Annotated in this window: 22 protein-coding genes; 9 read left to right on the top strand and 13 right to left on the bottom strand. The window is 69.1% G+C overall.

The features are described from left to right. Positions 1-49 precede the first annotated feature (49 nt). The 3 genes from ACFU5V_RS29265 to ACFU5V_RS29255 all read left to right on the top strand — a co-directional run bounded on the left by ACFU5V_RS29265 (position 50) and on the right by ACFU5V_RS29255 (position 9033). Positions 50-697 (top strand): isochorismatase family protein, encoded by a 648-nt coding sequence (locus tag ACFU5V_RS29265; RefSeq protein ID WP_378703378.1) that lies wholly within the window; start codon positions 50-52, stop codon positions 695-697. 174 nt (positions 698-871) lie between these two features. After that, positions 872-7972: an amino acid adenylation domain-containing protein gene (locus ACFU5V_RS29260; protein WP_378703377.1), complete on the top strand. Its 7101-nt coding sequence runs from the start codon at positions 872-874 to the stop codon at positions 7970-7972. After that, entirely contained in the window at positions 7969-9033 is a 1065-nt protein-coding gene (locus ACFU5V_RS29255; RefSeq protein ID WP_378703376.1) for an iron-siderophore ABC transporter substrate-binding protein, read from the top strand. Before ACFU5V_RS29260 ends, ACFU5V_RS29255 begins: the two co-directional genes overlap by 4 nt. Before the next feature lie 16 nt (positions 9034-9049). Here ACFU5V_RS29255 and entS read toward each other — a convergent pair whose 3' ends face one another. Further along, positions 9050-10315 carry an enterobactin transporter EntS gene (gene entS / locus ACFU5V_RS29250; RefSeq protein WP_378703375.1) on the bottom strand — a complete coding sequence of 422 codons (1266 nt, stop codon included), beginning with the start codon at positions 10313-10315 and terminating at the stop codon, positions 9050-9052. 152 nt (positions 10316-10467) lie between these two features. Between entS and ACFU5V_RS29245 the strand changes: the two genes are divergently transcribed. Both ACFU5V_RS29245 and ACFU5V_RS29240 read left to right on the top strand, forming a co-directional pair. Then, positions 10468-10710: a phosphopantetheine-binding protein gene (locus ACFU5V_RS29245; RefSeq protein ID WP_378432392.1), complete on the top strand. Its 243-nt coding sequence runs from the start codon at positions 10468-10470 to the stop codon at positions 10708-10710. Positions 10711-10785: 75 nt separating this feature from the next. After that, on the top strand, positions 10786-12129 hold the full coding sequence (locus ACFU5V_RS29240) for a YhgE/Pip domain-containing protein (protein ID WP_378703374.1): 1344 nt from the start codon (positions 10786-10788) through the stop codon (positions 12127-12129). A 1-nt stretch (position 12130) separates the two neighbouring features. Here the strand turns inward: ACFU5V_RS29240 and ACFU5V_RS29235 are convergent, their stop codons facing one another. Next, complete coding sequence (locus ACFU5V_RS29235) at positions 12131-12340, bottom strand: hypothetical protein (RefSeq protein WP_378432389.1); 210 nt, start codon at positions 12338-12340, stop codon at positions 12131-12133. Positions 12341-12456: 116 nt separating this feature from the next. Here ACFU5V_RS29235 and ACFU5V_RS29230 point away from each other — a divergent pair, with 116 nt between their 5' ends. Together ACFU5V_RS29230 and ACFU5V_RS29225 are read left to right on the top strand one after the other, a co-directional pair. After that, positions 12457-13998, top strand: coding sequence for a bifunctional 3'-5' exonuclease/DNA polymerase (locus ACFU5V_RS29230; protein ID WP_378703373.1), 1542 nt, complete (start codon positions 12457-12459; stop codon positions 13996-13998). 83 nt (positions 13999-14081) lie between these two features. Further along, positions 14082-16304: an MMPL family transporter gene (locus ACFU5V_RS29225; protein WP_378432385.1), complete on the top strand. Its 2223-nt coding sequence runs from the start codon at positions 14082-14084 to the stop codon at positions 16302-16304. Here the strand turns inward: ACFU5V_RS29225 and ACFU5V_RS29220 are convergent. From ACFU5V_RS29220 to ACFU5V_RS29195, 6 genes are read right to left on the bottom strand one after another with little or no spacing between them, the layout of a single operon-like run. Next, the gene (locus tag ACFU5V_RS29220) at positions 16301-17152 is read right to left on the bottom strand and encodes a DNA-3-methyladenine glycosylase family protein (RefSeq protein ID WP_378703372.1); all 852 of its coding nucleotides are present in this window, start codon (positions 17150-17152) and stop codon (positions 16301-16303) included. The two genes, ACFU5V_RS29225 and ACFU5V_RS29220, sit on opposite strands and share 4 nt — an antisense overlap. Continuing rightward, a complete protein-coding gene (locus tag ACFU5V_RS29215; protein ID WP_378703371.1) occupies positions 17149-17805 on the bottom strand; it encodes an alpha-ketoglutarate-dependent dioxygenase AlkB family protein in 657 nt (218 codons plus the stop codon). The genes ACFU5V_RS29220 and ACFU5V_RS29215 overlap by 4 nt, the downstream gene beginning before the upstream one ends. Positions 17806-17810: 5 nt before the next feature. Continuing rightward, positions 17811-18521 (bottom strand): 2OG-Fe(II) oxygenase, encoded by a 711-nt coding sequence (locus ACFU5V_RS29210; RefSeq protein WP_378703370.1) that lies wholly within the window; start codon positions 18519-18521, stop codon positions 17811-17813. After that, a complete protein-coding gene (locus ACFU5V_RS29205; protein WP_378703369.1) occupies positions 18518-19120 on the bottom strand; it encodes a methylated-DNA--[protein]-cysteine S-methyltransferase in 603 nt (200 codons plus the stop codon). Before ACFU5V_RS29205 ends, ACFU5V_RS29210 begins: the two co-directional genes overlap by 4 nt. Further along, the gene (locus tag ACFU5V_RS29200; RefSeq protein WP_378703368.1) at positions 19117-19608 is read right to left on the bottom strand and encodes an RNA polymerase sigma factor; all 492 of its coding nucleotides are present in this window, start codon (positions 19606-19608) and stop codon (positions 19117-19119) included. The genes ACFU5V_RS29205 and ACFU5V_RS29200 overlap by 4 nt, the downstream gene beginning before the upstream one ends. Beyond that, the gene (locus ACFU5V_RS29195; RefSeq protein WP_378703367.1) at positions 19605-20111 is read right to left on the bottom strand and encodes a methylated-DNA--[protein]-cysteine S-methyltransferase; all 507 of its coding nucleotides are present in this window, start codon (positions 20109-20111) and stop codon (positions 19605-19607) included. Before ACFU5V_RS29195 ends, ACFU5V_RS29200 begins: the two co-directional genes overlap by 4 nt. A gap of 94 nt (positions 20112-20205) precedes the next feature. Between ACFU5V_RS29195 and ACFU5V_RS29190 the strand changes: the two genes are divergently transcribed. Continuing rightward, positions 20206-20757 carry a ribulose 1,5-bisphosphate carboxylase large subunit gene (locus ACFU5V_RS29190; protein WP_378432371.1) on the top strand — a complete coding sequence of 184 codons (552 nt, stop codon included), beginning with the start codon at positions 20206-20208 and terminating at the stop codon, positions 20755-20757. Here ACFU5V_RS29190 and ACFU5V_RS29185 read toward each other — a convergent pair. The 4 genes from ACFU5V_RS29185 to ACFU5V_RS29170 all read right to left on the bottom strand — a co-directional run bounded on the left by ACFU5V_RS29185 (position 20754) and on the right by ACFU5V_RS29170 (position 24441). Next, positions 20754-21491, bottom strand: coding sequence for an SDR family NAD(P)-dependent oxidoreductase (locus ACFU5V_RS29185; RefSeq protein WP_378703366.1), 738 nt, complete (start codon positions 21489-21491; stop codon positions 20754-20756). The genes ACFU5V_RS29190 and ACFU5V_RS29185 overlap by 4 nt on opposite strands. Then, on the bottom strand, positions 21488-22513 hold the full coding sequence (locus ACFU5V_RS29180; RefSeq protein ID WP_378703365.1) for a phosphotransferase family protein: 1026 nt from the start codon (positions 22511-22513) through the stop codon (positions 21488-21490). Before ACFU5V_RS29180 ends, ACFU5V_RS29185 begins: the two co-directional genes overlap by 4 nt. Further along, positions 22510-23721: an acyl-CoA dehydrogenase family protein gene (locus ACFU5V_RS29175; protein WP_378432366.1), complete on the bottom strand. Its 1212-nt coding sequence runs from the start codon at positions 23719-23721 to the stop codon at positions 22510-22512. Before ACFU5V_RS29175 ends, ACFU5V_RS29180 begins: the two co-directional genes overlap by 4 nt. Before the next feature lie 99 nt (positions 23722-23820). Then, positions 23821-24441 carry a TetR/AcrR family transcriptional regulator gene (locus ACFU5V_RS29170; RefSeq protein ID WP_378703364.1) on the bottom strand — a complete coding sequence of 207 codons (621 nt, stop codon included), beginning with the start codon at positions 24439-24441 and terminating at the stop codon, positions 23821-23823. 119 nt (positions 24442-24560) lie between these two features. Here ACFU5V_RS29170 and ACFU5V_RS29165 point away from each other — a divergent pair, with 119 nt between their 5' ends. Further along, on the top strand, positions 24561-25019 hold the full coding sequence (locus tag ACFU5V_RS29165) for an SRPBCC family protein (protein ID WP_378432364.1): 459 nt from the start codon (positions 24561-24563) through the stop codon (positions 25017-25019). Here the strand turns inward: ACFU5V_RS29165 and ACFU5V_RS29160 are convergent. After that, a complete protein-coding gene (locus ACFU5V_RS29160; RefSeq protein ID WP_378703363.1) occupies positions 25016-26005 on the bottom strand; it encodes an NADPH:quinone oxidoreductase family protein in 990 nt (329 codons plus the stop codon). The two genes, ACFU5V_RS29165 and ACFU5V_RS29160, sit on opposite strands and share 4 nt — an antisense overlap. Positions 26006-26008 lie beyond the last annotated feature (3 nt).

Here is a 26008-nt window from a genome sequence, read left to right as displayed (position 1 = left end):
TCGCGCGGCATACGCCCAGAAGTCGACAGAACCGACAGTGAGGAACCATATGGCCATCCCGCCCATTTCGACCTACACGATTCCGGAGATCCAGGAGGTCCCCGAATCGAAGGTGTCCTGGCGCCTCGACCCCCGGCGCTCCGCACTACTGGTCCACGACATGCAGAACTACTTCATCGACGCGTACGACGTGCGTGCGGAGCCGATGTCGACCGCGATGGCCAACATGGTCCGGATTCGCGAACTCTGCTCGGAAGCCGGGATTCCCGTGATCTACACGATGCAGCCGGGCGACCAGCACCCGTCGCGTCGCGGCATCCTCGCCGACTTCTGGGGCCCGGGACTGACGTCGGGTCGCGACACCGAGGTGGTCGAGCCGCTCGCCCCCCGCGACGGCGACATCCAGGTGACCAAATGGCGGTATTCGGCCTTCCAGCGCACCGACCTCCGGCAGTTGCTCGGTCACCACGGCCGCGACCAGCTGATCGTGACGGGTGTCTACACGCACATGGGCTGCATGCTGAGCGCCGCCGAGGCGTTCATGTCGGACGTCCAGCCGTTCCTGGTCGCCGACGCGACTGCGGATTTCAGCCGCGACGAGCACCTCATGGCGCTCACGTACGCGGCCAAGCGCTGCGGTTCCGTGACCACCACGGATGCGCTGGTCTCGGCGCTGTCCCCGCTCGAAGTCGGCTGAGTCGACCGCGAAGGCCCCACTCCGGCGCAGTGCATCGCTTCCGAAGCCTGCGCCGGTGTGCGTCGGCGGTCGGATCACCACGGCCGATGTGGTTAGGCTAACCTGACACGCTGAGTAGCTGAAAGCCCGAAAGCCCCAAGCCCGAAAGCCGAAAGCATCAGGAGTGCCTGTTAGATGTCCCTTTCGATATCGTCGCCGTCCACCCTGCAGACCGGGGCGGACACCGACGTCAGCTTGACCGCCGCCCAGCGCGAACTGTGGGCCGGGCACCACCTGGACCCGACCCGGTCGGCGTTCACGACAGCCGAATACGTGGAGGTCGCGGCCCCCGTCGACCTCGACGCTCTCGCCGCGGCGATACGCACGGTAATCGAGGAGGCCGAGGTCCTCTCGATCCGATTCGAGGCCGAGCCCGACATGCGCCGCCGGGCCGGTGCCCCACCGGACGCCGATTCGGACGACGTGATCCAGGTGCACGATCGACATCACGCACCCGAACTCGAGTGCCTCGACCTCGACAGGGCCGCGGCCGTGGAGTGGATGCGCGAGGACGTGCGCCGACCACTCGACTTCGCCACCGCTCCCCTCGTGCGGACCGCGCTGATCAGCACCGAATCCGGTGCGATCTGGTACCTCCGCGCGCCCCACGCACTGCTGGACGCCTACGGGTATTCGCTGCTCACCCGCCGTGTAGCGGCGCTGTACGCGGCCCGGCTCGCGGGCACCGAACCCCGGCCTGCCACGTTTCCGCCGCTGCGCGAGCACGTCCGCGCGGCACAGGAGTTCGACGCCGCGGCCCCAGCCGGCGCGCCGCCCGCCGTCTCGCGTCCGGTCGGATTCAGTGACACGGTGCGCCGGCCTGCCCCCGATCCCCATCGGTGCACGATCCCGATCGACCCCGACGTCGCACGGAGCCTGCGCGCCGCGGCCGCCGCGCAGGCGACCACGTGGGCGGAGGCGGTGTACGCGGCCGCTGCCGCGTACCTGGGCTCCCACACGGGAGCCGAGGAGGTGACGCTCCGGATTCCGGTGCTGGCCCGCAACGGAATCGAGCTGGCATCGCCCGTGACGGCCACGAACATCGTGCCGCTCCGCATCCCCCTCCACGCCCGGCCGACGTTCGCCGACGTGACCGGCCGGGTGGCCGCAGCCCTGTCCGACACCCGGCCGTTCCAGCGCGTCCGGGACGCCGGGAGCCGCGTCACCGGCGGAGCGGTGGTGAACGTCAAACCGTTCGCCGCCAGAATCGCTTTCGGCCCCACCTCCGGGTCGGTGCACCAACTGGCCACCGGTCCGGTGGAGGACGTGGTGATCTCCGTCTCCGGCGCCGGCGACGAACTCACGCTCGAATGGGCCGGAAACCCCGGGGTCTACACGGACGTCGAGATCCGGAACCACGCACACCGCTTCGCGCACTACCTCCGAAGCATCTCCGTGGCAACAGAACCCGTCGCCGTCGTGGACGTCTGCGCCCCGGACGAACTGCACTCGTGGCGGTCGGCGGCCGGACTCGACCGGCGCGCGGCTGCAGCGGCACTTCCCGACAGCATCGTCTCGGCCTTCCTCGCGCAGGTGCGCGCCCACCCTGACCGGGCCGCGGTGAACGACCTGACGTACCGGGCACTCTCGGATCGCAGCGCCGCCCTGGCCCGCCGGCTGAGGGCGGCAGGCGCCGGCCGCGGGACGGTCGTGGCGGTCAGCCTCCCCCGCGGCACCGATCTGATCGTCGCCGTCCTCGCGATTCTCCGCAGCGGCGCGACCTACCTGCCGATCGATCCGTCCTCCCCTGCCGAGCGGGCCCGGTTCATCCTGCGGGACGCGCAGCCGACGCTGGGCATCGGATCCGCCGATCTGCTCGGCGACCTTCCCCGCGTCGAGGAGGGCGCGCCGCAGTCCGGCGCCGGGGAACTCGACAGCACGGTGCGTGCCGACGACATCGCGTACATCATCTACACGTCCGGATCCACCGGTGTGCCCAAGGGCGTTCCGATTCCACACCGCAACGTGCTGCGCCTGTTCGAGGTGTCCCGGGAATGGTTCACCTTCACCGAGGACGACTGCTGGCCGCTGCTGCACTCGTATGCGTTCGACTTCTCCGTCTGGGAGATCTGGGGGGCGCTGCTGCACGGCGGCCGCCTCGTCACGGTCGACGAGACCACCCTCACGTCACCGGCCGACCTCGCCGCCCTTCTCGTCGACGAGGGTGTCACCGTGCTCAACCAGACGCCGTCCGCATTCGGGCATCTCGTCGACGCTCTCGTCCGCGCGGAGGCGTTCGATCGGCTGCGACTGCGGTACGTCGTGTTCGGCGGTGAGGCACTCGATCCGGCGGTCCTGCGCGCCTGGTTCGCCGCCTCGGGTCCGGCTACGGAAACGGCCCTGGTCAACATGTACGGCATCACCGAGACCACCGTCCACGTCACCGCCACGAAGGTCACCGCCGCCGACGTCGTGGACATCGGCGTGCCGCTCGGCGACCTGTGCACGTACGTGCTCGGGCCGGGGCTACGTCCGGTGCCGCCCGGCGTGACCGGGGAGATCTACGTGTCCGGGCCCGGACTGTCCCCGGGCTACCTCGGGCGTCCCGACCTGACGTCGGCGCGGTTCGTCGCCGACCCGTTCGCCTCGACCGGTACGCGCATGTACCGGACCGGCGACCTCGCCCGGTACGACGCGACCGGCACCCTCCACTACCACGGCCGGATCGACGACCAGATCCAATTACGCGGTTACCGTGTGGAACTCGGCGAAATCACCGCGGCGATGACCGCGGTTCCCGACGTGCAGGCGGCGGTCGCGACCGTGCACGAGCAGGCCGGCGGCGACCAGCGGATCGTCGGGTACGTCGTTCCCCGGCCGGGCAGCGCGCCCGACGCGGTCGAGGGGGACGTGCGCGCGCACCTCGTCCGCTCGCTACCCGGGTACATGACACCGTCCGCGCTGGTAATGCTCGACCGCTTGCCGTTGACCCACAACGGCAAGGTCGACAAGGACGCGCTGCCCGCCCCTCGTTGGCTCGGACAGTCCGACGCCACACCGCGGACCGACACCGAGGCCCGGATCCTCCCGCTGTTCACGTCGATCCTCGGCGCCGAGCAGGTCGGCGTCCACGACGACTTCTTCGCGCTCGGCGGAAACTCTCTCCTCGCCGCCGCCCTCGTGTCCGCGATCACCGCGGAACTCGGTGTGCCGCTGCGGGTCGCGACGGTCTTCGAGAATCCCACCGTGGCCGCCGTCGCCGCGCAGCTGGAGGACGCCGGCGAGCGGGTGCAGGCGAGCAGGCCGTCCCCGCGGGACCTCCCCGAGGGCACCCCGGTGCCGTTGTCCCCCGCGCAGGAACGCCTGTGGTTCCTCGACAGCGCGGCCGGCGGCGGAACGTACCTGCTGGCACTGGCGGTCGATTTCGGGGACGGCCTCGAACCGGATGCACTGTCCGCGGCGCTCGCGGACGTCGTGACCCGGCACCAGTCGTTGCGGACGGTGTTCCCCCTCGTCGACTCGATGCCCCACCAGGTCGTGCTTCCCGCGGCACACGCGAAGGTCCGGCTCGAGCGCGTCGACAACGTCGGCAACATCGAGGGACACATCGCGGCGATGACCACCGTCGGACTCGGGCTGACCGACCAGCCGCCACTGCGGGCCGTGCTGTACGAACCGCAGCACACGCTGGTCCTGTTGATGCACCACATCATCGGCGACGAGTGGTCGCAGGCGAAGCTGCTCGACGATCTCGCGTTCGCCTACAACGCTCGCCGCGCCGGACGGGCACCGGAGTTCACGCCGCTGCCGCTGCAGTACCCGGACGTCGCCGTGTGGCAGCGTGAACGCATCGGCGCGGGCGACGACGCGACCCCGTTGCTGACCGGCCAGCTCGACTACTGGCGTGAGCAACTCGCCGGTCTGCCACTCGAACTGGGCTGGCGCACCGACCGCCCGCGGCCGGCCCTGCCGACCAACCGCGGCGCGAGTGTGCACCGCACGCTGTCGCCGGCGCTGCACGCGGCGGTCGATGCGCTGGCCGCCGAGCGGCGCGCGAGCTTCTTCATGATCGTCCACGCCGCGGTGGCTGTGCTCCTCGAAAGGCTCGGCGCCGGTGCGGACATCGCCCTCGGGGTGCCCGTCGCCGGTCGCAGCCACCCCGATCTCGACGCCATGGTGGGCTGCTTCATCAACACGGTGGTCCTGCGGACCGACGTGTCGGGCGACCCCACGTTCGACGAACTGCTGGACCGGGTCAAGACGGTCGACCTCGACGCCGTCGACCACGCCGACGTGCCGTTCAACCGCATCGTCGAACTCGTCAATCCCCCACGTTCCTCCGCCCGTCACCCCCTGTTCCAGGTGATGCTGTCGCACTGGAAGCAGGACGGCGCCGCGGAGCGTTTCGACGGAACGACGGCCGAGGTGCGGATGCTCGACGCGACGTCCGCGAAATTCGATCTGGCGCTGCGCTTCCAGGAACGTCCGGACAGCGGCGGGGTCGACGTGACATTCGAGTACGCCACCGAACTCTTCGACGCAGCGACCGTCGAATCGTTCGCCGACCGCCTCGCCGTGGTGATCGAGCGCCTCGTCGAGAACCACGAACAGCGGATCGCCCGGCTCGACATCCTGACCCCGCAGGAGCGGGGCCGGGTGCTCGGCGAATGGTCGCACGCGGGGCATTCCGTCCCGGCCCGCACCTTCGACGAGTACTTCTCCGCGCAGGTGGCGGAGACACCCGACGCCGAGGCCCTCGCCGTCGGCGCGAGCGTGCGGCCTGCGGTGTCCCTCACGTACCGGCAGCTCGACGAACGCGCGAACCGGGTTGCCCACCTGCTGATCTCGCGTGGCGCCGGGCCCGGCGACGTGGTCGCGCTCGCACTGGACCGCTCCGCCGAGTTGATCGTCAGCGTTCTCGCCGTGCTGAAGAGCGGCGCCGCGTATCTTCCCGTCGACCCGACGTACCCGGCCGACCGGATCGCGCACATGCTCGCCGACGGCGCCCCGGTCGCGATCCTGACCTCCTCGGTCGGTGTGCCCGACCGCACGCCGCTGGGCACCGCCGTGCCCGTTCTGGACCTGGACGATCCGGACCTGCAGGCACTGCTCGACGCCCAGCCCGTCACCGCCCCCACGGACGCCGACCGGAGCAGGCCGCTGCAACTCGACGACGCCGCGTATCTCATCTACACGTCCGGTTCGACGGGGGTGCCGAAGGGCGTCGTCGTCCCCCACCTGGGCATCGCGGACCTGCTGTCGCTGCAGGCGGACGTGATCGGCATGGACCACACCACGCGGGCGCTGCACTTCTCGTCCATCAGCTTCGACCTCGCGTTCTGGCAGATCATGTGGGGCGTGCTCTCGGGCGGGACGCTGGTGGTCGCGACGGACGCCGACCGCATTCCGGGTGAGCCGCTCGCCCGCGTCATCAACGAGCACGACGTGAACTTCGTCGGCGTGCCACCGTCTTTCGCCGCCGCGTTCCCGCCGGAGCATCCCATCCCGGACGGCGTCGACCTGATGCTGGGCGCCGAGAAGCTCACCCCGCAGCTGATCGAGCGGTACGCACCCGGCCGCCGGCTGTTCAACGCGTACGGACCCACCGAGTGCACGGTCAACGCCACGCTGGCCCTCGTCGAACCGGGACACGAAGGTCCCGTCCCCATCGGCGTCGTCGACCCCGGCAAGCACGCCTACGTCCTGGACCACGCGCTGCGGCCGGTGCCTCCCGGCGTGTCCGGCGAGCTGTATCTCGCGGGCGACAGCGTCACCCGCGGATACCGCAACCAGACTCCGAAGACGGCGGAACGGTTCATCGCCGACCCGTTCGCCGAGCCGGGCAGCCGCATGTACCGGACGTCGGATGTGGTGTGGTGGGGCCGGGACGGTCAGATCTACTTCACCGGCCGGGCCGATTCGCAGGTCAAGGTGCGCGGATTCCGCATCGAACTCAACGAGATCGAGGCCGTGCTGTCCGGTGACCCGGACGTCGAGCACATCGTCGTGGTGGTCCGCGAGGACCGGCCCGGTGATCAGCGGCTGGTCGCGTACGCCACGTCGGTGCCGGGCGGCCGGATCGACCCCGACCAGCTGCACCGCCGCGCCGCCAGCCGGTTGCCGGACTACATGATCCCGGCCGCGTTCATCGCCGTCGACGAGTTCCCGACGCTCCCCAACGGCAAACTCGACCAGTCGTCGCTGCCCGTTCCGCACCTGTCGCTGCAGGTGTCCGAGCGGGGGCCGCGCACGGCCCGCGAAGAGGTGCTGTGCCAATTGTTCGCGGAGGCCCTCGGCATCGAGCGGGTCGGCATCGACGACAGCTTCTTCGACCTCGGTGGCCACTCGCTGATGGCGGCCGGGTTGATGAGCGCGATCTCGAAGCGCCTGTCCGTCACCGCGACTGTGGCGTCGCTGTTCGCGGCGCCGACCGTGGCCCAGCTGGCGGGCCGCCTCGACGACGATCACGACGCGGACGCACTCGCCGTGCTCCTTCCGTTCCGCACCGAGGGCTCCAAGCCGCCGGTGTTCTGCTTCCACCCCGCCGGTGGGATCAGCTGGGGCTATTCGGGCCTGCTGCGGCACATCGACGACGACTACCCGCTGTACGGCGTGCAGGCGTCCAACCTGTCGACGTCCAAGCGGCCGCCGGAAACACTCGAGGACATGGCCGCCGAATACATCGAGCACATGCGGACCGTGCAGCCGACGGGCCCGTACCACCTCCTCGGGTGGTCGCTGGGCGGCGTCGTCGCGCACGCCATCGCGGGTGCGCTGCAGAACCAGGGTGAGGAGCTCGGCATGCTCGTCATGCTCGACTCCTTCCCGTCGGACGCGTGGGCGTCGATGCCGACGGAGCAGGACGCGCTCGCCGCTCTGCTCTACATGGTCGGCTACGACCCCGAACCGCTTCTCCGGGACGGTCTCGACCGGCAGCAGGTGATCGACATCCTGCGCGGCGAGGGCAGCGCGCTCGCCGGGATCAACGAGCACACACCGGCCGCGATGATCGACAACTTTGCGAACGCCGTGCGCCTCGAATCCGAACCCTCACAGATCGTCGTGGACTCCGACATGCTCTTCTTCACCGCGGCGAGGAATCCTGCGACCGCGGCGACGTACGACCTGTGGCGGCCCTACCTGAGCGGCACCATCATCAACCACGACCTCGACTGCGAGCACAAAGACATGACTCAGCCGCGTTGGATCGGCGAAGTCGGCTCCGTCGTGAACGAGGCACTCGCCTCGTTCGGCTCGCACACGAACCCCATCAACAAAGAACAGGGAGATCGATGAAAACGTCCGGAAGATACTGGCGTAGAGCCGGAATCGTGATGATGGCGGCAACCGCGCTGTTCGCGGGTGCCTGCAGCGAGTCGACGACCGACTCCACCGACGCGGCGGGATCCGCCACCGGACAGGCCGACGCGTCGGCCTTCCCCGTGTCGATTCCGTCGGCGCTCGGCACCGCCGAGATCCCGGAGGCACCGGAACGCGTCGTCACGCTCGGCTGGGGCAGCGAGGACGCGGCACTGTCGCTCGGCGTCGTGCCCGTCGCCGTGCAGAACATGAAGTCGGACACCGGAACCGACGACGGCCTGCTGCCGTGGTCGCGCGCGAAGCTCGAAGAGCTCGACCCGAACGCGGAACCCGCGTTGCTGACGGCGTCGAGCAAGGAGATGCCGTACGAGCAGATCGCGGCACTCGCGCCCGACGTGATCCTGGCCGTGCACTCCGGTGTGAACCAGGAGCAGTTCGACAAGCTGTCGGCGATCGCCCCCACCGTGGCGTACCCGGAGCGTCGCTGGGCGACCAGCTGGGAAGACCAGATCACCACCGTCGGCAAGGCCCTCGGCCGGTCGGCACAGGCCGAGGCGCTGGTGACGCAGACGCAGGACACCCTGGCGCAGGCGAAGTCGCAGCACCCCGAATTCGCCGGCAAGACGGTGGCCTTCGGCAGCGGCACCGAGCCGGGGTCGTACAACTTCTACTTCGACACCGATCCTCGCCTGAAGATGCTGGCAAGCCTCGGTTTCACGGTCGACCCGCTCGCCGAGAAGTTGCGGGAGAGCAGTGACCAGACCAAGTTCGCCGCCCCGGTCAGCCTGGAACTGCTGCCCACGTACAACCCGGATGTGCTGCTCGCCTGGTACCTCTCGCCCGAACTGCAGAACGAGGTGCAGTCGAACCCGCTGTTCGCCGGCGTGAAGGCCGTGCGCGACAACGCCTACGTGGGTCTGACCGATCCGCCGCTGGTGTTCGCGTCGAGCTCGCCGAACGTACTCAGCGTCCCGTGGCTGCTGGACAAGCTGCTCCCGCAGCTGTCGCAGGCCGCGAACAACGCTCAGGCCGGCTAGTTTTCACCCGAGCGCGTCACTGTGCCGCTGCCGAGAGGTCGTCCTCCTCGGCAGCGGCACTGCTGTAGGTGCGCAGTCCCTTCAGGGCCAGCGCGAGAACCGCCAGCACCACGATGCCGCCGGCTCCGTAGAGCAGGAACGCCTCCCGCGGGCCCACCGCCGCGCCGACGGCGCCCGCGACGAGCGCACCGGCGGCCGAGCCCGTGGAGATCTGGGCTCCCCACACGCCGGCGACGCGACCGCGGTACTCCTCGGGCGTCTCGGTCTGGATGACCGCGTACCGGAGGATGTCGCCGAGCACGCGCCCGAAGCCGTGCGCGGCGAGCCCGAGGAACGTGACCGCGATCATCGGGACGGCGCCGACGCCGATCAGTCCGGCCGACGCGATCATGGCCGCGAGGAACACGACCAGGCCACCGCGCCGCGCGGTTCCCGTCCAGCCGCTCGTGAGCGATCCGGTGAGGGCGCCGACGGCGGGAGCGCTGTAGAGCAGTCCGGTGGCGGCCGGCCCGGCGTGGAGAACCTGGCTCGTGTAAGCGGGCAGCAGCACGTTCCAGCCGGTCAGCATCATCGCGCAGAAGCCGACGAGCAGTGTCCCTCCGACCACGGAGTCCTTGGCGGCGTAGGTGAAACCGCTGGCGATCGACCGAAGCGGACTCTCGGTGTTCTTGACCGGCGGCGGCAGCGATGGCAGCCTGGCGATGCAGTACGCGGTGATCCCCGAGGACACCGCGGCGAGAACGTAGTTGGTGCCCACGGACGTCGCGGCGATGATCACACCGCCGATGGCGGGTGACGCGACGGTTCCGAGATCGGCCATCACGGTCATCAACGCGCCGGCGGCGGCCATCTTGTCCTTGGGCAGCAGCGACGGGATCACCGCCATCAGTGCGGTCGCGGAAATGCCGCCTGCGAGGCCCTCGATCACGCCGCACAGGTAGATGATCCACAGCTGGGGTGTAGGCAGGAACGCGTTGACCGCGAGAATAGCGAAGGCAACCCCTGCGGCGCCACGGGCGAGCGAGATGACCGGCCTGCGGTCGTACCGGTCGGCGATCACGCCGCCGAACAGGGTGCCGATGAACACCGAGGAGCCCACGACGATGCTCGCCGCGCCCACTGCCAGTGTGGAATTCGTCATGTCGTACACCTGCAGCGGCACGGCAACCAGCAGCAGACCCAGACCGAAGATGGAGATCGTGCGGGCGATGAAGATGTATCGGAACTCGCGACTCGTCCGGAGAGGCGTCAAGTCGATTGCGTATCGCGATAATCCAGCCATTGTCATCCATTCACATTCGGTTGCAACAGCTCTCCGTTTCGCCGTTCGCGCGGAGAGCAACTATGCTTAGGCTTCACTAACCCAGAAACCTACCCCATGCGGCCGGACCGGCTCAACGCGCCGTGGTCCGGCCGACGCACCGGAGGACGACAGTGAGTTCCGCTCCCAGCACAGTTCCGACCCGCGATCGAATCCGCGCCGATGTCGCCGACGTCCTCGACGTCCCCGTCGCCGAGATCGACGACGACGCCAACCTCCTCGACGAGGGTATGGACTCCGTGCGCGTGATGGCGCTGGTCGAACGGTGGCGCGCGGACGGCGTCCAGGTCGATCTCGTCGACCTCGTCGGTGAGCCGACGCTCGACGCCTGGTTCGAGGTCACTTCGGCGCACTGAGCGGCCCCACCGCCTACTCTTGATCCGGCTGGTCGATCCGGGGAGCGACCCGGACACGGGAGGACGCGAGGGGCCATGGCACACGAAACCAGTGATACCGGCAAGATGAGCGTGCTGCGGACACCGCGGTTCTGGATAGCTCCCGTGCTCCTGGTTTCCGTCGTCATGTCCCTGCTCGCCGCGCTGTACATGGGGGGCATGCTCAATCCCCCCGAGCACCTCCACCACTTCCCCATCGCCCTCGTCAACCAGGACGAGGGCGACACCCTGCCCAACTCCGATCCGCCGCAGCAGCAGAACTTCGGCAACCAGATCGCGACGGGCCTCCTCGAGGGCGTCGACCCGAACAAGATCGAACTGCGGCAGATCGGGATCGCGCAGGCCCAGTCCGCACTCGACAACGGGGAGATCTACGGCGCGATCGTCATCCCGAGCGACTTCACCAAACGCACACTCATCCTCGCCCAGGCCAGCGTGATCCCCGGGGACGTCGAGCGTCCCGTGATCACCATCTACACGAACCCCCGCGCCGGCACGATCAGCGCGAACCTCGTCCAGAACATCGGTGAGATGGCGATGGACAAGGCCAACCAGACGATGGGCGAACAGCTCACCACCCAGGTGACGCAGCAACTCCAGGCGACGGCCCCCGATCTCCAGCTGTCGGGGGCGAGCCGGCTGGTGCTCGACGACCCCATCGACGTGCGGGTCGTGGCTCACAACCCGCTGCCGGACGGCACCGGTTTCGGGCTGGCGGCGTTCTACTACGCGCTGCTGATCGTCCTCGCCGGATTCACCGGTGCGACGATCGCGAGCACCCTGATCGACGGCATGCTCGGATTCACCCCGACCGAGGTCGGGCCGCTGTACCTCCACAACGAGGCGGTCCCGATCTCCCGTTTCAACACTCTGCTGATCAAATGGGCGGTGATGGTCGCGCTGGCGATGATCGTGTCCGGGCTCTACCTGTGGATCAGCTCCGCCCTCGGGCTGCCGATCACCGATCCGCTCGCGCTGTGGGAGTACGGCGCGTTCGCGATCGCCGCCGTCGGGATCACGGCGATGTCGGTGATGGCCGCGTTCGGGAACCTGGGCCTGCTCATCAACCTGCTGGTCTTCGTCGTCCTGGCGCTCCCCTCGTCCGGGGGCACGATCCCGCTCGAGGCGGCGCCGCGGCTGTACACGTGGCTCGGTGAGTTCGAACCGATGCACCAGATCTACATCGGGGTGCGCGCCATCATGTTCTTCGGCGCATCAGGCGACGCCGGCCTCATCCACGCCGTGTGGATGACCCTCGCCGGACTGCTCATCGGCCTCGTCTTCGGTGCCGTCATCACCCGGTTCTACGACCGCAAGGGTCTGCACCGCCGTCACAAGGCACAGACCGAACCCGCACCGGTGGACGCGGCCGGGACGTGAGTCACGCGGGCGCGGACGACCAGGCCGAGCCGAACTGTTCGTACCAGGGATGCGGGGCGGGCACCGCCGCCAGGATCCGCTCGACGAACCGATCGGGGTCGCCGAGTTCGGCGAGTCCGACTCCGCGGCGCTCGTAGTCGGCGAATCGGTCGTGCAGTCCGGCGATCACCTTGTCGGTCACCGTCTGCTCGAACTCTTCGATGGTTGCCATCGGATGCCCCTCCTTCCGGCGAGAAGCGTCTGCGTTCAGTGTAGTGCCGACCTGCGGATTCACCCCCGTCCGGCGGCGGATTGTCGCCTGTCGGTGGCGCAGAGCAGACTGGGCCCGTGAGAGTGGTCATGGTTCCCGGCGCCGAGGGTGGCGCGACGACCGTTCGCACCGATGCAGAGGGAGTCCCGGTCGAGGCGCCGCGTCGGCACTCCGACGGCGTGGCCGCGGTCCGCGACATCGAGGCAGCCGAGCACCCCCGCTGGGTCTGGACGAGTACCGCCGCCGTCTATCCGGCGCTGCTGCGGGCCGGGGTGCGGGTGCGGCGCTGCCACGACCTCGCACTCACCCATGCCGTCCTCAGCATGCGCGACGGTGTTCCCGCACCGCCGGCCGACGAACCCGTCGACGAACGCCCCGGCCTGTTCGACACCGCACCCGTCACGGATCCGGCGCAGGTGGTCACGGATTTCGCGCAGCAGCGGAAGACGATCGGTGACGATGCGAAACTCGACCTGCTGGTGGCCGCCGAGTCCGCGGGAGCGCTGGCCGCCGCGGAGATGAGTGTCGACGGGCTGCCGTTCTCCACCGCCGCCCACCGCGCGTTCCTCGAGACGACGCTCGGGCCCCGGCCCGCCGGGTACGACCTGCCGCAGCGCATCCAGGACGTCACCGTCGAGATCGGGGCGGCGTTCGGCCGTCGCATCAACCCGGCGTCCCACGTCGAGGTCGTCGACGCCTTTCGCCGCGAGGGCATCGAACTCGCGTCGACCCGCAAACACCTGCTGCGCGACGTCGATCACCCTGCCGTCCCGCTGCTCCTGCACCATCGGGATCTGTCCAAGCTGTTCAGCACGAACGGCTGGCAGTGGCTGGAGAGCTGGGTCCGCGACGACCGGTTCCGCCCGGTCTACGTTCCCGGCGGCGTGGTGTCCGGCCGCTGGGCGAGCCGCGGCGGCGGCGCACTGCAGATTCCGAAACCGCTGCGGTCGAGCGTGATCGCAGACCCGGGCCATACGTTCGTCATCGCCGACGCCGGCCAACTCGAACCCCGCATCCTGGCCGCCATGTCGGGTGACACCCGCATGGTCGCCGCCGCGGGCGCCGACGACCTGTACGCACCGGTCGCGGCGGAGACGTTCGACGGCGACCGCGGCAAGGCCAAGGTCGCGATCCTCGGTGTGCTGTACGGCGCCACCGCCGGCGAGGCCCGTTCACTGCTCACCCTGCTGCGCACCCGCTTCCCCGTCGCCGTCGAATACGTGGAGAGGGCGGCCCGCGCCGGTGAACGCGGCGAGGTCGTGCACTCGTGGCTCGGCCGCGCCTGCCCGCCGCCGTCACCCGACTTCTGGTCCCACGGCGACGCGCGGTCCCGCGGCCGGTTCACCCGAAACTTCGTGGTGCAGGCCACGGCATCAGAGTGGGCGCTGTGCGTGCTCGCCGATCTGCGACGCCGCCTGGCCGACGAACCGGACAGCGAACTGGTCTTCTTCCAGCACGACGAGGTGATGGTGCACACCCGGGACCCGGAGTCGGCGACGCGGCACGTTCTCGGCGCTGTCGACGTAGCCACCCGGTTGCTGTTCGGCGAGACGCGGGTGCGGTTTCCGATGGATGTGGCGGTGCGGGACTGTTACGCCGAAACCTCCGACGAGGCCTGACCCGCGCAGATTTCCGGTGTCGCGGGTGCGCCCGGCGTGGTGTACTGGGACGCACTGCTGGCGGGGGCGGCGAAGGAGAACCCATGACGAAGCTGGATTCGACGGACTCGAGCACGAGCGGCGAGAAGTCGCGCAGATTTCGCTGGCCCGCGTTCACCATCGTGGCCATCGCGATCGCCGCGTTCTTCGCGGGCGGATTCGGGGGATCCTTCCAGGGGAAGCTCACCGAGGTCCAGAAGAACGACAACGCCGCCTACCTGTCGAGTTCCGCCGAGTCGACGATCGTCACCAACGAATCGTCCAAGTTCCTCACCGTCGAAACCATCCCCGGTTTCGTGCTGTTCCACAGCGACGCACCGCTCACCGACCAGGACAAGGCCGCCGTCGCGCAGGCGCACGACGCCATCGCGGCCGTCGACGGCGTCGACGCCGAAGGCATGTCCCAGCCGCAGTTCTCGGAGGACGGCACCACGGCGTCGATCTTCGTCCCCCTCGTCGCGAAGGAGGACGGCACGGCGGTCGCCGGCGACGTGCTCGCCGCCACCGAGGAGAACGTCCTCACCGCCGCAAAGGACGCCGCACCCGGGCTCGAGGTGCTTCCCGCCGGTCCCGGCGGTCTGCTGGTGGCGTTCATCGACGCGTTCGCCGGTCTCGACGGCGCCCTGCTGGGGGCGGCACTGCTCGTGGTGGTCCTGATCCTGCTGGTGGTGTACCGCTCCCCGGTGCTGTGGTTCTTCCCGCTCTTCTCGGCACTGCTGGCGCTCGGTCTGGCGTCGATGGTCATCTACTTCCTCGCCAAGGCCGAGGTGCTCACGCTCACCGGGCAGAGTCAGGGCATCCTGTTCGTCCTCGTGATCGGGGCGGGCACCGACTACGCGTTGCTCCTGATCTCCCGCTACCGGGAAGAACTGCACTTCTACCCCAGCCGATTCGACGCCATGACCAAGGCCTGGAAGGAGTCCGCCCCCGCCATCACGGCGTCGGCGGTCACCGTCATCCTCGGCCTGCTGTGCCTGACGTTCTCCGAACTGAACTCCAACAAGAGCCTCGGGCCGGTCGCCGCGATCGGCATCGCGTGCACGTACCTCGTGATGATGACGTTCCTTCCCGTGGCACTGTCCGCGGCGGGACGATGGGTGTTCTGGCCGCGGAAACCCAAGGTGGACGAGGCCGCAGACCTCACCACACACGGCCTGTGGGGCAAGATCGCCTCCCAGGTCGGAAGCAAGGACCGCCCCCTCTGGATCGGGACGACGGTGCTGCTGGCCGTGCTGTTCCTCGTCGGCATCGGCAGCCTGAAGACGGACGGGCTGTCGTCTTCGGAGAACTTCACCAACCGCCCCGACGCCGTCGTCGGCCAGGAGTTGTACGACTCCAAGTTCGATCCGGGCGCCGGCGCGCCCGCCGTCATCGTCACCAACGCCGATCAGACGGACGCGGTCATCGCGGCCGTGACCGGTGTGGAGGGTGTGTCGACGGATCCCGGCGCGGTGTGCCCGCAGGTCGATGTCGAGAAGCTGTCCGCCCTCGTCAAAGCGAACCCGGCGGCGGTGGCTTCGGCGGCCGGGCAGGGGTGCGCACCCGACTTCCTCACCGCCGCACCGATCGACGGGCGAATGGTCGTCAACGTGACCCTCGCCGATTCGTACGATTCCCCGGAAGCCCTCGATACGGTGAAACGACTGCGGGACGCGGCGCACGCCGTGCCCGGCGCCGACGCGCTCGTCGGTGGCAGCACGGCAACCACTCTCGACGTGCAGACGGCGTCGGTGCACGACCGGAACCTGATCATTCCGATCGTTCTCGTCGTCATCTTCGTCGTGCTGGCCCTCCTGCTCCGCGCGTTGCTCACGCCGATCATCCTCATCGCGACCGTGGTCCTGTCGTTCGCGGCGACGCTCGGCGTGTGCGGCCTGTTCTTCACCCACGTCTTCCATTTCGCGAACGCGGATCCCGCGTTCCCGCTGTTCGCGTTCGTGTTCCTGGTGGCCCTCGGCATCGACTACAACATCTTCCTGATGACGCGGGTGCGCGAGGAAACCGAGGAGCACGGCACCAAATCCGGTGTGCTGCGCGGTCTGGCGGTGACCGGTGGGGTCATCACGTCGGCCGGTGTCGTGCTCGCCGCGACGTTCGCGGTGCTGGGTGTGCTGCCGCTGGTGTTCCTCGCCGAGGTCGGCTTCGCGGTCGCGTTCGGCGTGCTGCTCGACACGATCATCGTGCGCAGCATCCTCGTCCCAGCGCTCTCCCACGACATCGGCAAGAAGATCTGGTGGCCGTCCGCGCTGGCGAAGGCCAAAGACTAATACGCTTCCGCCGTCCACAGGTGAAACAGGGCGTACGCCCGCCACGGCCGCCACGCCTCGGCGAGTTCCGCTGCCTGCCTGCCGGTCTTGACCCCCATCGCCCGTTTGAGGACGAGGTCGTCGGGTGTGAACGCGTCCGGGTCGCCCAATACCCGCACCGTCAGATAGTCCGCCGTCCACGGGCCGATGCCGGGCAGCGCGAGCAGGCCGGTCCGGAACTCGGCCGGGTCGGTGTCCGCGCCGAGGCGCAGTCCGTTCGACGCGGCCTCGGCGAGCGCGAGCACCGTCCGGGCCCGGGCCCCGGTGAGACCGAGGGTCGAACGGAACTGTTCGGGTGCGAGCGCCGCCAGCGTCTGCGGTTCGGGGAACGCGAAGAATCCGTCGTGGACGGGCCTGCCGTACGCGGCCACGAGCCGGCTGCCGAACGTCCGGGCAGCGGCCAGCGAAACCTGCTGCCCGAGAACGGTCAGGACCGCCGTCTCGAATCCGTCCACGCTCCCCAGGCGCCGCAGTCCCGGCCGTTGCGCCACCAGCGGCGCGAGCTGCGGGTGGCGGCTCAGCGCGGCGTCGATCGGCACCGGATCCACGTCGAGGTCGAGCCAGCGCCGGACCGTGGCGGTCAACGCTTCGACATCATCCGGGTCCGCCGGTGTCAGGTCCGCCTCGACATACCCGTCGGCGGGACGCACGAGAACGGACACCAGCGCCGGACCGTGCGGGCCGTTCAGCACCCGGGTGTGGGTTCCGTCGGGGTCGTGCCGCTCGAGCCCGGCCACGGTGTGCGCGCGGAGCGCGCCCCACAGCGGCGCATGGGTGAACGGACCCCGATACGGCAATCGCATTCTCATGTGTCCTCGAGTCCCGTCACCCGCAGCGTGATGTTCAGTCGCCCCGTCGTCAACCCGCAGTCCGGATCACTCGTGCCGGGAAACACTTTCGGCACTCCGTGATACGCGAAGCGGGACTCGCCGCCGAACACGAACAGATCGCCGGACAGCAGTTCGACGTCGGTGTACGGCTTGGTGCGGGTGGCAGTATTCCCGAACCGGAACGTGCACGTGTCGCCGATGCTCAACGACACCACGGGCGCGTCGGATCGTTCCTCCTTGTCCTGGTGCATTCCCATCTTCGCGGTGTCGTCGTAGAAGTTGATCAACGCGGCATCCGGTGTGTACCCGGCGGCGGGCTCCCCGTATGCGTCGCCGACCGCCCGCCTGCCGAGTTCGACCAGCCAGTCGGGCACCGGCGCGACACGCCCACCGCCCGCGTCGTCGGCGGTGCGCGAGTAGGAGTACGGCTTCCAGTGCCAGCCGAGGCACACCGTCTGCACCGACATGCGGTGTCCCGTCGGCAGTTGCGCGGCCCGCATCGGGACCGGCCCGGTGGCCCATCCCCGGCATTCGGCCACCAGGTGGCGTTGCTCGGCCGGCGTGAGCCAGTCGGGGACGTGGACGGCGCCGGGCGCCACCACGGTCCGGGGTCGGGGTATCAAGGCAGACATCACGGTCACTCCGCGTCGTGCAGGACCAGGCCGAGGGTCCGGCGGGTGCCGCGCCTGATGGTGCTGACGCCGTGCCGTACCGGTCCCGTCGACCAGCCGCGGGTCGAGCGCACGGGACGGTCCCGGGTGGTGAAGATCAGCGCGTGACCCTGCCGAAGCGTCGTCACCGTGCCTCGCGACTGGGCGCGGGGCCGCTGCTCGACGAGCATGAACTCGCCGCCCTCGTGATCCACCCCCGGTCGGTCGAGTCCGATCACCACCTGCAACGGGAACACCAGGTCGCCGTACAGGTCGCGGTGCAGCGCGTTCCAGTCGTTCGCCCGGTAGCTGAGCAGGATCGGCGTCGCCCGTTTCTGACCGGCGTCGTGGCACATGTCCAGCCATTCGTCCAGGGTGTCCGGCCACGGCGACGGCTGCCCCAGCTTGACCGCCCAGTCCCGTGCCACGGGAAGCAGTTTCGGGTAGAAGGCGGCGCGGAGTTCGGCCACGACCTCCGGTAGCGGATAGTCGAAGTACCGGTACTGTCCCGAGCCGAAGCGGTGCCGGGCCATGTCCACGGTGGACCGGAAACGCTCGACCTCCTCGTACATGTCCGCGATCTGCCCACATTCCTCGGCGGTCAGGATCTGCTCCGATTGCGCGCATCCCACGGCGTCGGTCTCGGCGTGCAGCGTCGGCCAATCCAGAGCGTTCACGCGTTGCGTCACGGTGCTCATGCCGCCGCCTCCAAGGTCAGCAGAATCGACTTGGCCTCCGGCCCACCGGCGTACTGACCCATGCTGCCGTCGCTGCGGACCACCCGATGGCAGGGCACCACGACGGGCAGTGGATTGAGCGCGCACGCGGTGCCGACCGCACGCACCGCCTTCGGACTGCCCGCCGCGACCGCGACCGCCGCGTAACTGGCGGTGTGCCCGTAGTCGATGTCGGGGAGGTGGCGCAGCACTTCGAGCCGGAATCCCTTGGACAGCCGGAAGTCCAGCGGAACGTCGAAATTCGTGCGCCTGCCGAGGAAGTACTCGTCGATCTCGTGGGCGACCCGGTCGAGCCGGGCCGGTGCCCGCAGGATCCGGGGACTGATCTGTTCGGCGAGGGTCTGCAGCACGGCGTCGTGATCCTGACTGGGGAACGCGACCCGCACCAGCCCGCGATCGGTGGCGGCGAGCAGCAGCGAACCGACCGGGGTGTCGAGTGTCCGGTACGCCACGTCGAGGAGTCCGGCTTCGGCGGCGGCGGCGGCGAGACGCTCCCGCAGTTTCTGCTCCACCGGGGAGTCCAACGGGTACAGGGAGTAGACGATGTCGGGCATGTTCATGTGATGTCTCCACTCACAGAGATCGAGAGGGCCTTGCGGAGCGCCGCGACGCCGTCCGCGGCCGCCCGCCGCGACGCGGCCGGGGAGTTGCCCAGGATCACCGCGATCTCGGTGTACGGCAGCCCGGCGAGGTAGTGGTACGCCACCGCCGCCCGCTGCTTCATCGGCAGGGCACCGACCGCTTTCCACAACTCCGGGTCGTGGCCGCCGGGAAGCCCGCGGTCGGTGGTCTGCTCCGGCAGATCGTCGGTAGGGACGGGCCGCCGGTCGCGCGCACGGATGTGGTCGAGCGCCTTCCGGTGCGCGATCGTCACCAGCCACGCCTCGACGTTGCTCTCCGGACTCAGATCGGGGTATGCGCGCATCGCGGCGATGAACGTCTCCGACCACGCGTCCTCGGCGTCCACCGGACCGACCACGGCCCGGCAGACCCGCAGGACCGTCGGGCCGTGCTCGGCCACGACGTCTTCGAACGGCTTCAGCGTCATCGGCTCAGCCGGAGCCCCGCCCGTTCCGCTTCGCGTTCGAGCAGGAACCGTTTGCGGTCGAGACCGCCCGCATACCCCGTCAGGTTGCCGTTGCTCCCGATCACCCGGTGGCACGGAATGATGATGCTGATCGGATTCCGGCCGTTCGCCGCCGCCACCGCGCGAACCGCGGTCGGGGTGCCGAGCGAATCCGCCAGCTGACCGTACGTCCACGTGTCGCCGTACGGGATGGTGCGCAGCGCGTCCCACACCCGTTTCTGGAACGGGGTGCCCCGCGCGGCGAGCGGGACGGTGAAATCGGTCCGCCGGCCGTCGAAGTATTCGGCGAGCTGGGTGGTTGCCTCGTCGAACCCTGCGGTCTCGCGGGCGCCGAACGTCGCGGGATTCGGCTGATGCCTGTGTTCGACCATGTAGATGCCACTCAGCACCCCGCCGACGCTCACCAGCGTCAGGGGGCCGATCGGCGAATCGATGACAGTGTGTGCTGCTTGGTCGGCATTCACGGTGCCAATCCTTCCAGGTGTACGGGCCTCTGAAAGGTAGACGTCTGCCACGACCGAAACGTGAGATGCGGAATGCATCAGGCAGGATGGGCCGATGGCTCTCGTACAACTCGGCACCCGCGACCTGGTGCGTACCGTCACCGGCATCGCCCGCTGGTCGGTGGACACCGCTGAACTCGTCGTCTCCCTTCCCGGCCGGATCGGCGTCCTCCTGGACCAGGTCGAGGTGCTGATCGCCCGCATCGAGGCGATCAGCGACGGTGCCGAGATCGCGGTGGCGCGGGCGAACGCGGTTGCGGAAGCGGCGGCCACCGTCGTCGCCACGGCGGGGACCACGTCCGCGTCGGCGCAGACCCTGATCGGCCTCTACGAGCCGCTCGCGACGAAGGCCGCGCCGCTGGCGCAGCGGTTCGTCGACGACCTCACCGAGGAGGAGATTCACGCCGCGATCGGGTTGGTGGACCACCTGCCCGAGCTGACGATGCGCATGGAGGGGCTCATGCCGATCCTGGCGACCCTCGACACCGTGTCGCCGGAGATCCACCAATTGCTCGAGGAAGTCCAGGGGGTGCGTCAGGCGATCCAGGGCGTCCCCGGGTTCAAGTTCTTCCGCAAGCGCGGCGAGGCGCAGGAGGACGAGGACTAGGCGCGGTAGCCGTCCGTTCCGGCCCGTCCGACGACGATCTTCGGGACCACCGCGCGCGAGGACAGTCGCAGCACGGCGTCGACGAGTTCGACGATGTCGTTCACCTCGATCATCGTCTCGGGTGGAATCGTGTCGTGCGTCCACGCGGCCATGTCGGTGTCGACGTACGCCGGGGCGAGTGCGGTCGCGGAGATCCCGCTGCCGGACTCCTCCACGTTCAATGTCTCGGTGAGCGAGATCAGCGCCGCCTTGGTCGCCCCGTAGACGGCGAGCCCAGCCTCGGCGTACACGCCGGTGATCGATGCCAGGGCGACGATCTTGGATCCGCGTCCCGGGTTCTCCGCCGCACCGGTCCGGAGCAGCGGCAACGACTGCTGCAACAGGCTGAACGGCGCCCGCAGGTTCACGCCCAGACTCTTGTCGAATCGGCGCATGGGGAATTCGCCGATGGCGCCGGCGGTGCCCACACCGGCATTGAGTACCAGTGCGTTCAGCGAACCGAAGGCATAAGCGTGGGCCTCGACGACGCGTCCCGCCGATTCCTCGTCGGCGAGATCCCCGGCGACCACGACGACGTCCTTCGCCCCCGCGGTCCGCAGGTCGGCGGCCACCGCTTCGAGCCGCTCCCGGTCGCGGGCCGTGATCGTCAGCCCGTACCCCTGCTCCGCGAGCCGGGTGGCGATGCCGAGTCCGATGCCACGCGAGGCGCCGGTGATCAGTGCGCTGCGGCTCATACGGTCTGTCCTTTCAGGGCGCGCAGGCCCGCGGCGATGAATTCGGGCACCGCGTCGCCCGCCTTGTCGAATCCGTCACCGACGGTGGCGCCGGCCCGGTAGCGGTGGTTGATGCCCTCGGCGATGACGGCGAGCTTGAAGTTCGCGAACGCCAGGTAGAAGTTCCAGTGCACCAGGTCACGCCCCGAGGCCAGCGTGTAGCGCTGCGCGAGATCGTCGGCCGACGGCAGTCGCGGGCTCGTCCACGCCGCCGGTTCGCCGAGCACCAGGTCGAGAGCCGGATGCCGGTAGACGCACATCAGAGCGACGTCGGTGAGCGGGTCTCCGAGCGTCGAGAGTTCCCAGTCCACGACCGCCGCGACGGTGCTGACGTCACCGGGCGCGAGAATCGTGTTGTCGATGCGGTAGTCGCCGTGCACGATCGACGACTCCGACTGCTGCGGAATCGACTCGGCCAGCGCGGCATGCAGGCGGTCGACGTCGGCGGAATCCGTCGTCTTCACTCGCGCCCATTGACTCGCCCACAGCTTCACCTGCCGGGCCACATATCCGTCCGGACGACCGAGTTCCCCCAGCCCGACGGCGTCGTAGTCGACGTTGTGCAACGCGCCGAGCACACGGACCAGTTCGTCGGTGCACGCGTCGATGTCGGCGTCGGACAGCGCGTCGAGTTCCGGTTTGGTCCGGATCACCTGACCCGTCACGTGTTCGACCACGGTGAACGGCGCGCCCATCACGCTGTCGTCCTCACACAGCGCGACGGTCGCGGCGACCGGCACGTCGGTGCCCTGCAGCGCCGAGGTGATGCGGAACTCGCGGGCGACGTCGTGCGCGGAGGGTGTGAGCCCCGCGGTGGGCGGCCTTCGCAGCACCCACCGCGAGGAGTCGTCGAGAATGGCGTACGTGAGGTTGGACTTGCCGCCCGAGATCAGGTCGGCCCGCAACTCGCCATTCAGAGGGACATTCGAATCGGACAGGAACTTCTGCAGAGCAACGAGATCGAGGCCGCGATGTTCACTCATGCGCCTGCCTCCCGCGCGGCTTTCTTCGCGGCACCCACCACGCGCTTGGCGATGGCCCAGCGGTGCACCTCGGACGGTCCGTCGTACACGCGGAACGGCCGCACCTCACGGGACAGCCGGGCGAGGGGCAAGTCGCCGGACACGCCGAGGCCGCCGCACATCTGCACGGAGTTGTCGACGATCCGGAAGATCGCCTCCGCGGCGTAGGTCTTCGCGATGGAGGTCGAGTTGCTCGCGTGGCCGCCCTGATCGAGTTCCCAGCAGGCCCGCGTCAGCAGTGCCCGGGTGGCGGCGATGTCGATCTCGTTGTCCGCGATCATCTTCTGGACCATGCCGAGATCGCCCAGCTTGCCGCCGAAACCGTCACGCTGCGCGACGTGCGCCACGGCGACGTCGTGGCCGCGGCGCGCGGCACCCAGCCAGCGCATGACGTGCGTCATCCGGGCGGGCCCGAGCCGGACCTGCGCGTAGGCGAATCCCTGGTCCACCTCGCCGAGGACCCCGCTGTCGGGGACGAACAGATCCTCGAAGAACACCTCACAGTGCCCGCCGATCATCGCCCGGTCGAGGGTGTCGATGTGACGCCCCACCGTGAGCCCCTCGGCGTCGGCCGGCGTGAGGAACATCGTGGCGCCGCCGCGGTCGCCGGGCACGCCGGACGTGCGGGCGAAGATGATGAAGAATCCGGCGCCGTCGGCTCCGGTGATGAAGTACTTGTGGCCGTTGATCTTCCACCCGCCCGGCACTTTCTCGGCGCGCGTGGTCAGCGCGGACGGGTCGGAACCCGCTCCGGGCGACGGCTCGGTCATGGCGAACGCCGACCGCACGTCGCCGTGCGCCAGCGGGGCGAGGAACCGCTCCTTCTGCTCGGGGCTCGCGATGTGCGCGAGCATGTGGACGTTGCCCTCGTCGGGTGCGCCGATGTTCAGTGCCGTCGGGCCGAACAGCGAGTAGCCGGCGGCCTCGAAGACGGGCGCGCGGTCGGTCATGTTCAGGCCGTGTCCGCCGTACTCGACGGGTGCGTGCGGGGCGAAGATCCCGGCGTCCTTGGCCGCCTTCTGCATCTGCACGCGCAGGGTGTCGCCACCGGCGGCGGTGATGTCGCCGCCGTGCTCGTCCTCGATGGGCAGCACGACTTCGCGGATGAACGCCTCGGTCTTCTCGACGAGTGCGGTCACCTCGGGTGCATAGGACAGATCGATCGCCACAACTACCTCCAGTCAGTACGGCGACTCCGGTACCGACCGATCACTCGCTCGGTCGAAGTCGTTCCCGAGAATCCCACAGGTTCGGAACGGGGTCAAGCCTCAGCCGGATGCGCCGACGGCACTCCTCGCGATCGCCAGGTACCGCTCGACCAGTTCGTCGGGCGACAACGACCCGTCCTCGCGGTACCAGGTGGACACCGCGACGCACATGGTGACCACGGCGCGGCTCGCGTCCTCCGGGAACGGTGTCCGGAAATGCCCGGCCGACACCCCGTCGCGAACGATGTCGTCGAGCATCTCCTGCTGCTCGTCGCGCAGCGCGACGTACGCCCGCCTGCTCTCCGGTTCCATGCTCCGCGTCTCACGGGACGCGACGAACGCCTGTTCCCGCCGGAACATGTGGAACCGCAGCAACGACTCGATGACCGCGTCGAACCGATCCCCCGGCGTCGGTCCCGCCTCGGACACCGCCGCGCGACTGCGATCGAGGAGATCCCGCATCACGACATTCGTCAGCCCCACCAGCAACGCCTGCTTGGAGGGATAATGGTGATAGAGACCGGGGACCGAGAGGCCGGCGCGGGACGCGATCTCACGGATCGACGCGCCGTCGTAGCCCTTCTCGACGAACGCCGCCAGCGCCGCGGCCAGAACCTTCGACAACCCCTGGTCGGTGTACTCACGCCACGAACTGCCGCGCTGGGTGCCCTCTACCGTCATGGGTCCTACGGTAGAACAGGAACCCGCCGCTCCCGTGCCGTGGTCGCGGGAGTTGACTAGAGTCGAACGAGGTCGCCCAGATCGACAGCCTTCTCCGACAGAGAGCCAGGGACCACCCGATGATCCACGTCCGTCACTCCGCGATCGCAGCCGTGCCCCTCCACGTGGCCTTCGCGTACATCGACGACTACCGGACGGTCCCCGACTGGATGTTCGGAGTCTCGGAATTCCGTCCGATCGGCGAATTCGACCAGGGGCTGGAGTCGACGTTCGACGCCGCGATACACATCGGCCCGAGCACCCTGCGCTCCCGCCTCGAGGTCACCGAGTGGGTGCAGGACCGGGTGATCACCCTGGCGTCGCTCGACGGCGCCGCCAACTCCTCCACCTGGGAGTTCACCGCGCACGGTGAGGACAAGACCGAGATCAGCGTGGACTTCGCGTACAAACTCCCCGGCGGTCTCACCGGCAAGGCCCTCGGTCTCATCGTCGAACCGTTCGTCGAAACGGCCGTGAAGAACACCGAGGCCACCCTGCGGCACAACCTCGAGGAGCTGTACGCGAAGCGCACCCGCTAGCGTCCGGGCAGGAACGCCAGCCGACCGACCGTCGTCCCCTCGCCGAGGCGTCCGATGCCGTCCGCGACGTCGGTGAGCCCGAGTCGCTCGCTGATCATCGGTGTGATCTCGCCGGCCGCGGCCATCCGTGTCAGCTCGTCGTGACACTGTCGGATGGCGGCGGGGTCGTACGCGTTGTACAGGCCCCAGTGCAGCCCGATGATCGAGTAGTTCTTGATCAGCGCGTGGTTCAACCCGGGTGACGGGATGGTGCCGCTCGCGAACCCGATCACGATGATGCGCCCCTCGAACGCAATGCACTTGGTCGACTTCGTGTAGGAGTCGCCGCCCACCGGATCGAACACGACGTCCGCACCGCGACCGTCCGTGAAGTCCTTCACGGCCTGGACGAAGTCCTCGCTGTGCCGGTCGATCACGAGGTCGGCACCGAGTTCCCGCGTGTAGGCCGCCTTCTCGGGCCCGCCGACGACGCCGATCACCTTGGCGCCTGCCGCCTTGCCCAGTTGCACGGCCGCGCTGCCCACTCCACCTGCCGCGGCCTGCACGAGCAGGGTTTCGCCGGGCTGGATCTGCGTTCTGCGATGCAGCGCAAACCATCCCGTCTGGTACCCGATCGCCAGTGCCGACGCTTCGGCGTCGTCGAGGGCCTCCGGGGCGGGGAACGCGGTGGCCGCCGACATGACGGCCAACTCCGCGAACCCGCCGTTCGGCAGGCTCGGCATGCCGATCACCCGATCGCCGACGGAGAACCCGGTGACGCCCTCCCCCAGCTCGACCACCTCGCCGCACAGCTCCACGCCGGGAGTGAACGGAAGCGGCGGTGTGATCTGGTACTCACCGCGGCACAACAGCACATCCGGGAAGTTGGCGGCCGCGGAGAGCACCTTGACCAGCAACTCTCCGGGCTTCGGCTCGAGGTCGGGGATGTCCTCGAACGTCAGGACGTCCCGCGGCTGACCCAGTTCGTGTACACGCCACGCCTTCATCGA

Origin of the sequence: Rhodococcus sp. NPDC057529, assembly GCF_042802055.1 — a bacterium.
In the GTDB taxonomy this organism is placed as follows: domain Bacteria; phylum Actinomycetota; class Actinomycetes; order Mycobacteriales; family Mycobacteriaceae; genus Rhodococcus_F.
The sequence above is the reverse complement of the archived record's forward strand: the minus strand, read 5'-3'. Positions and strand labels throughout refer to the sequence as shown.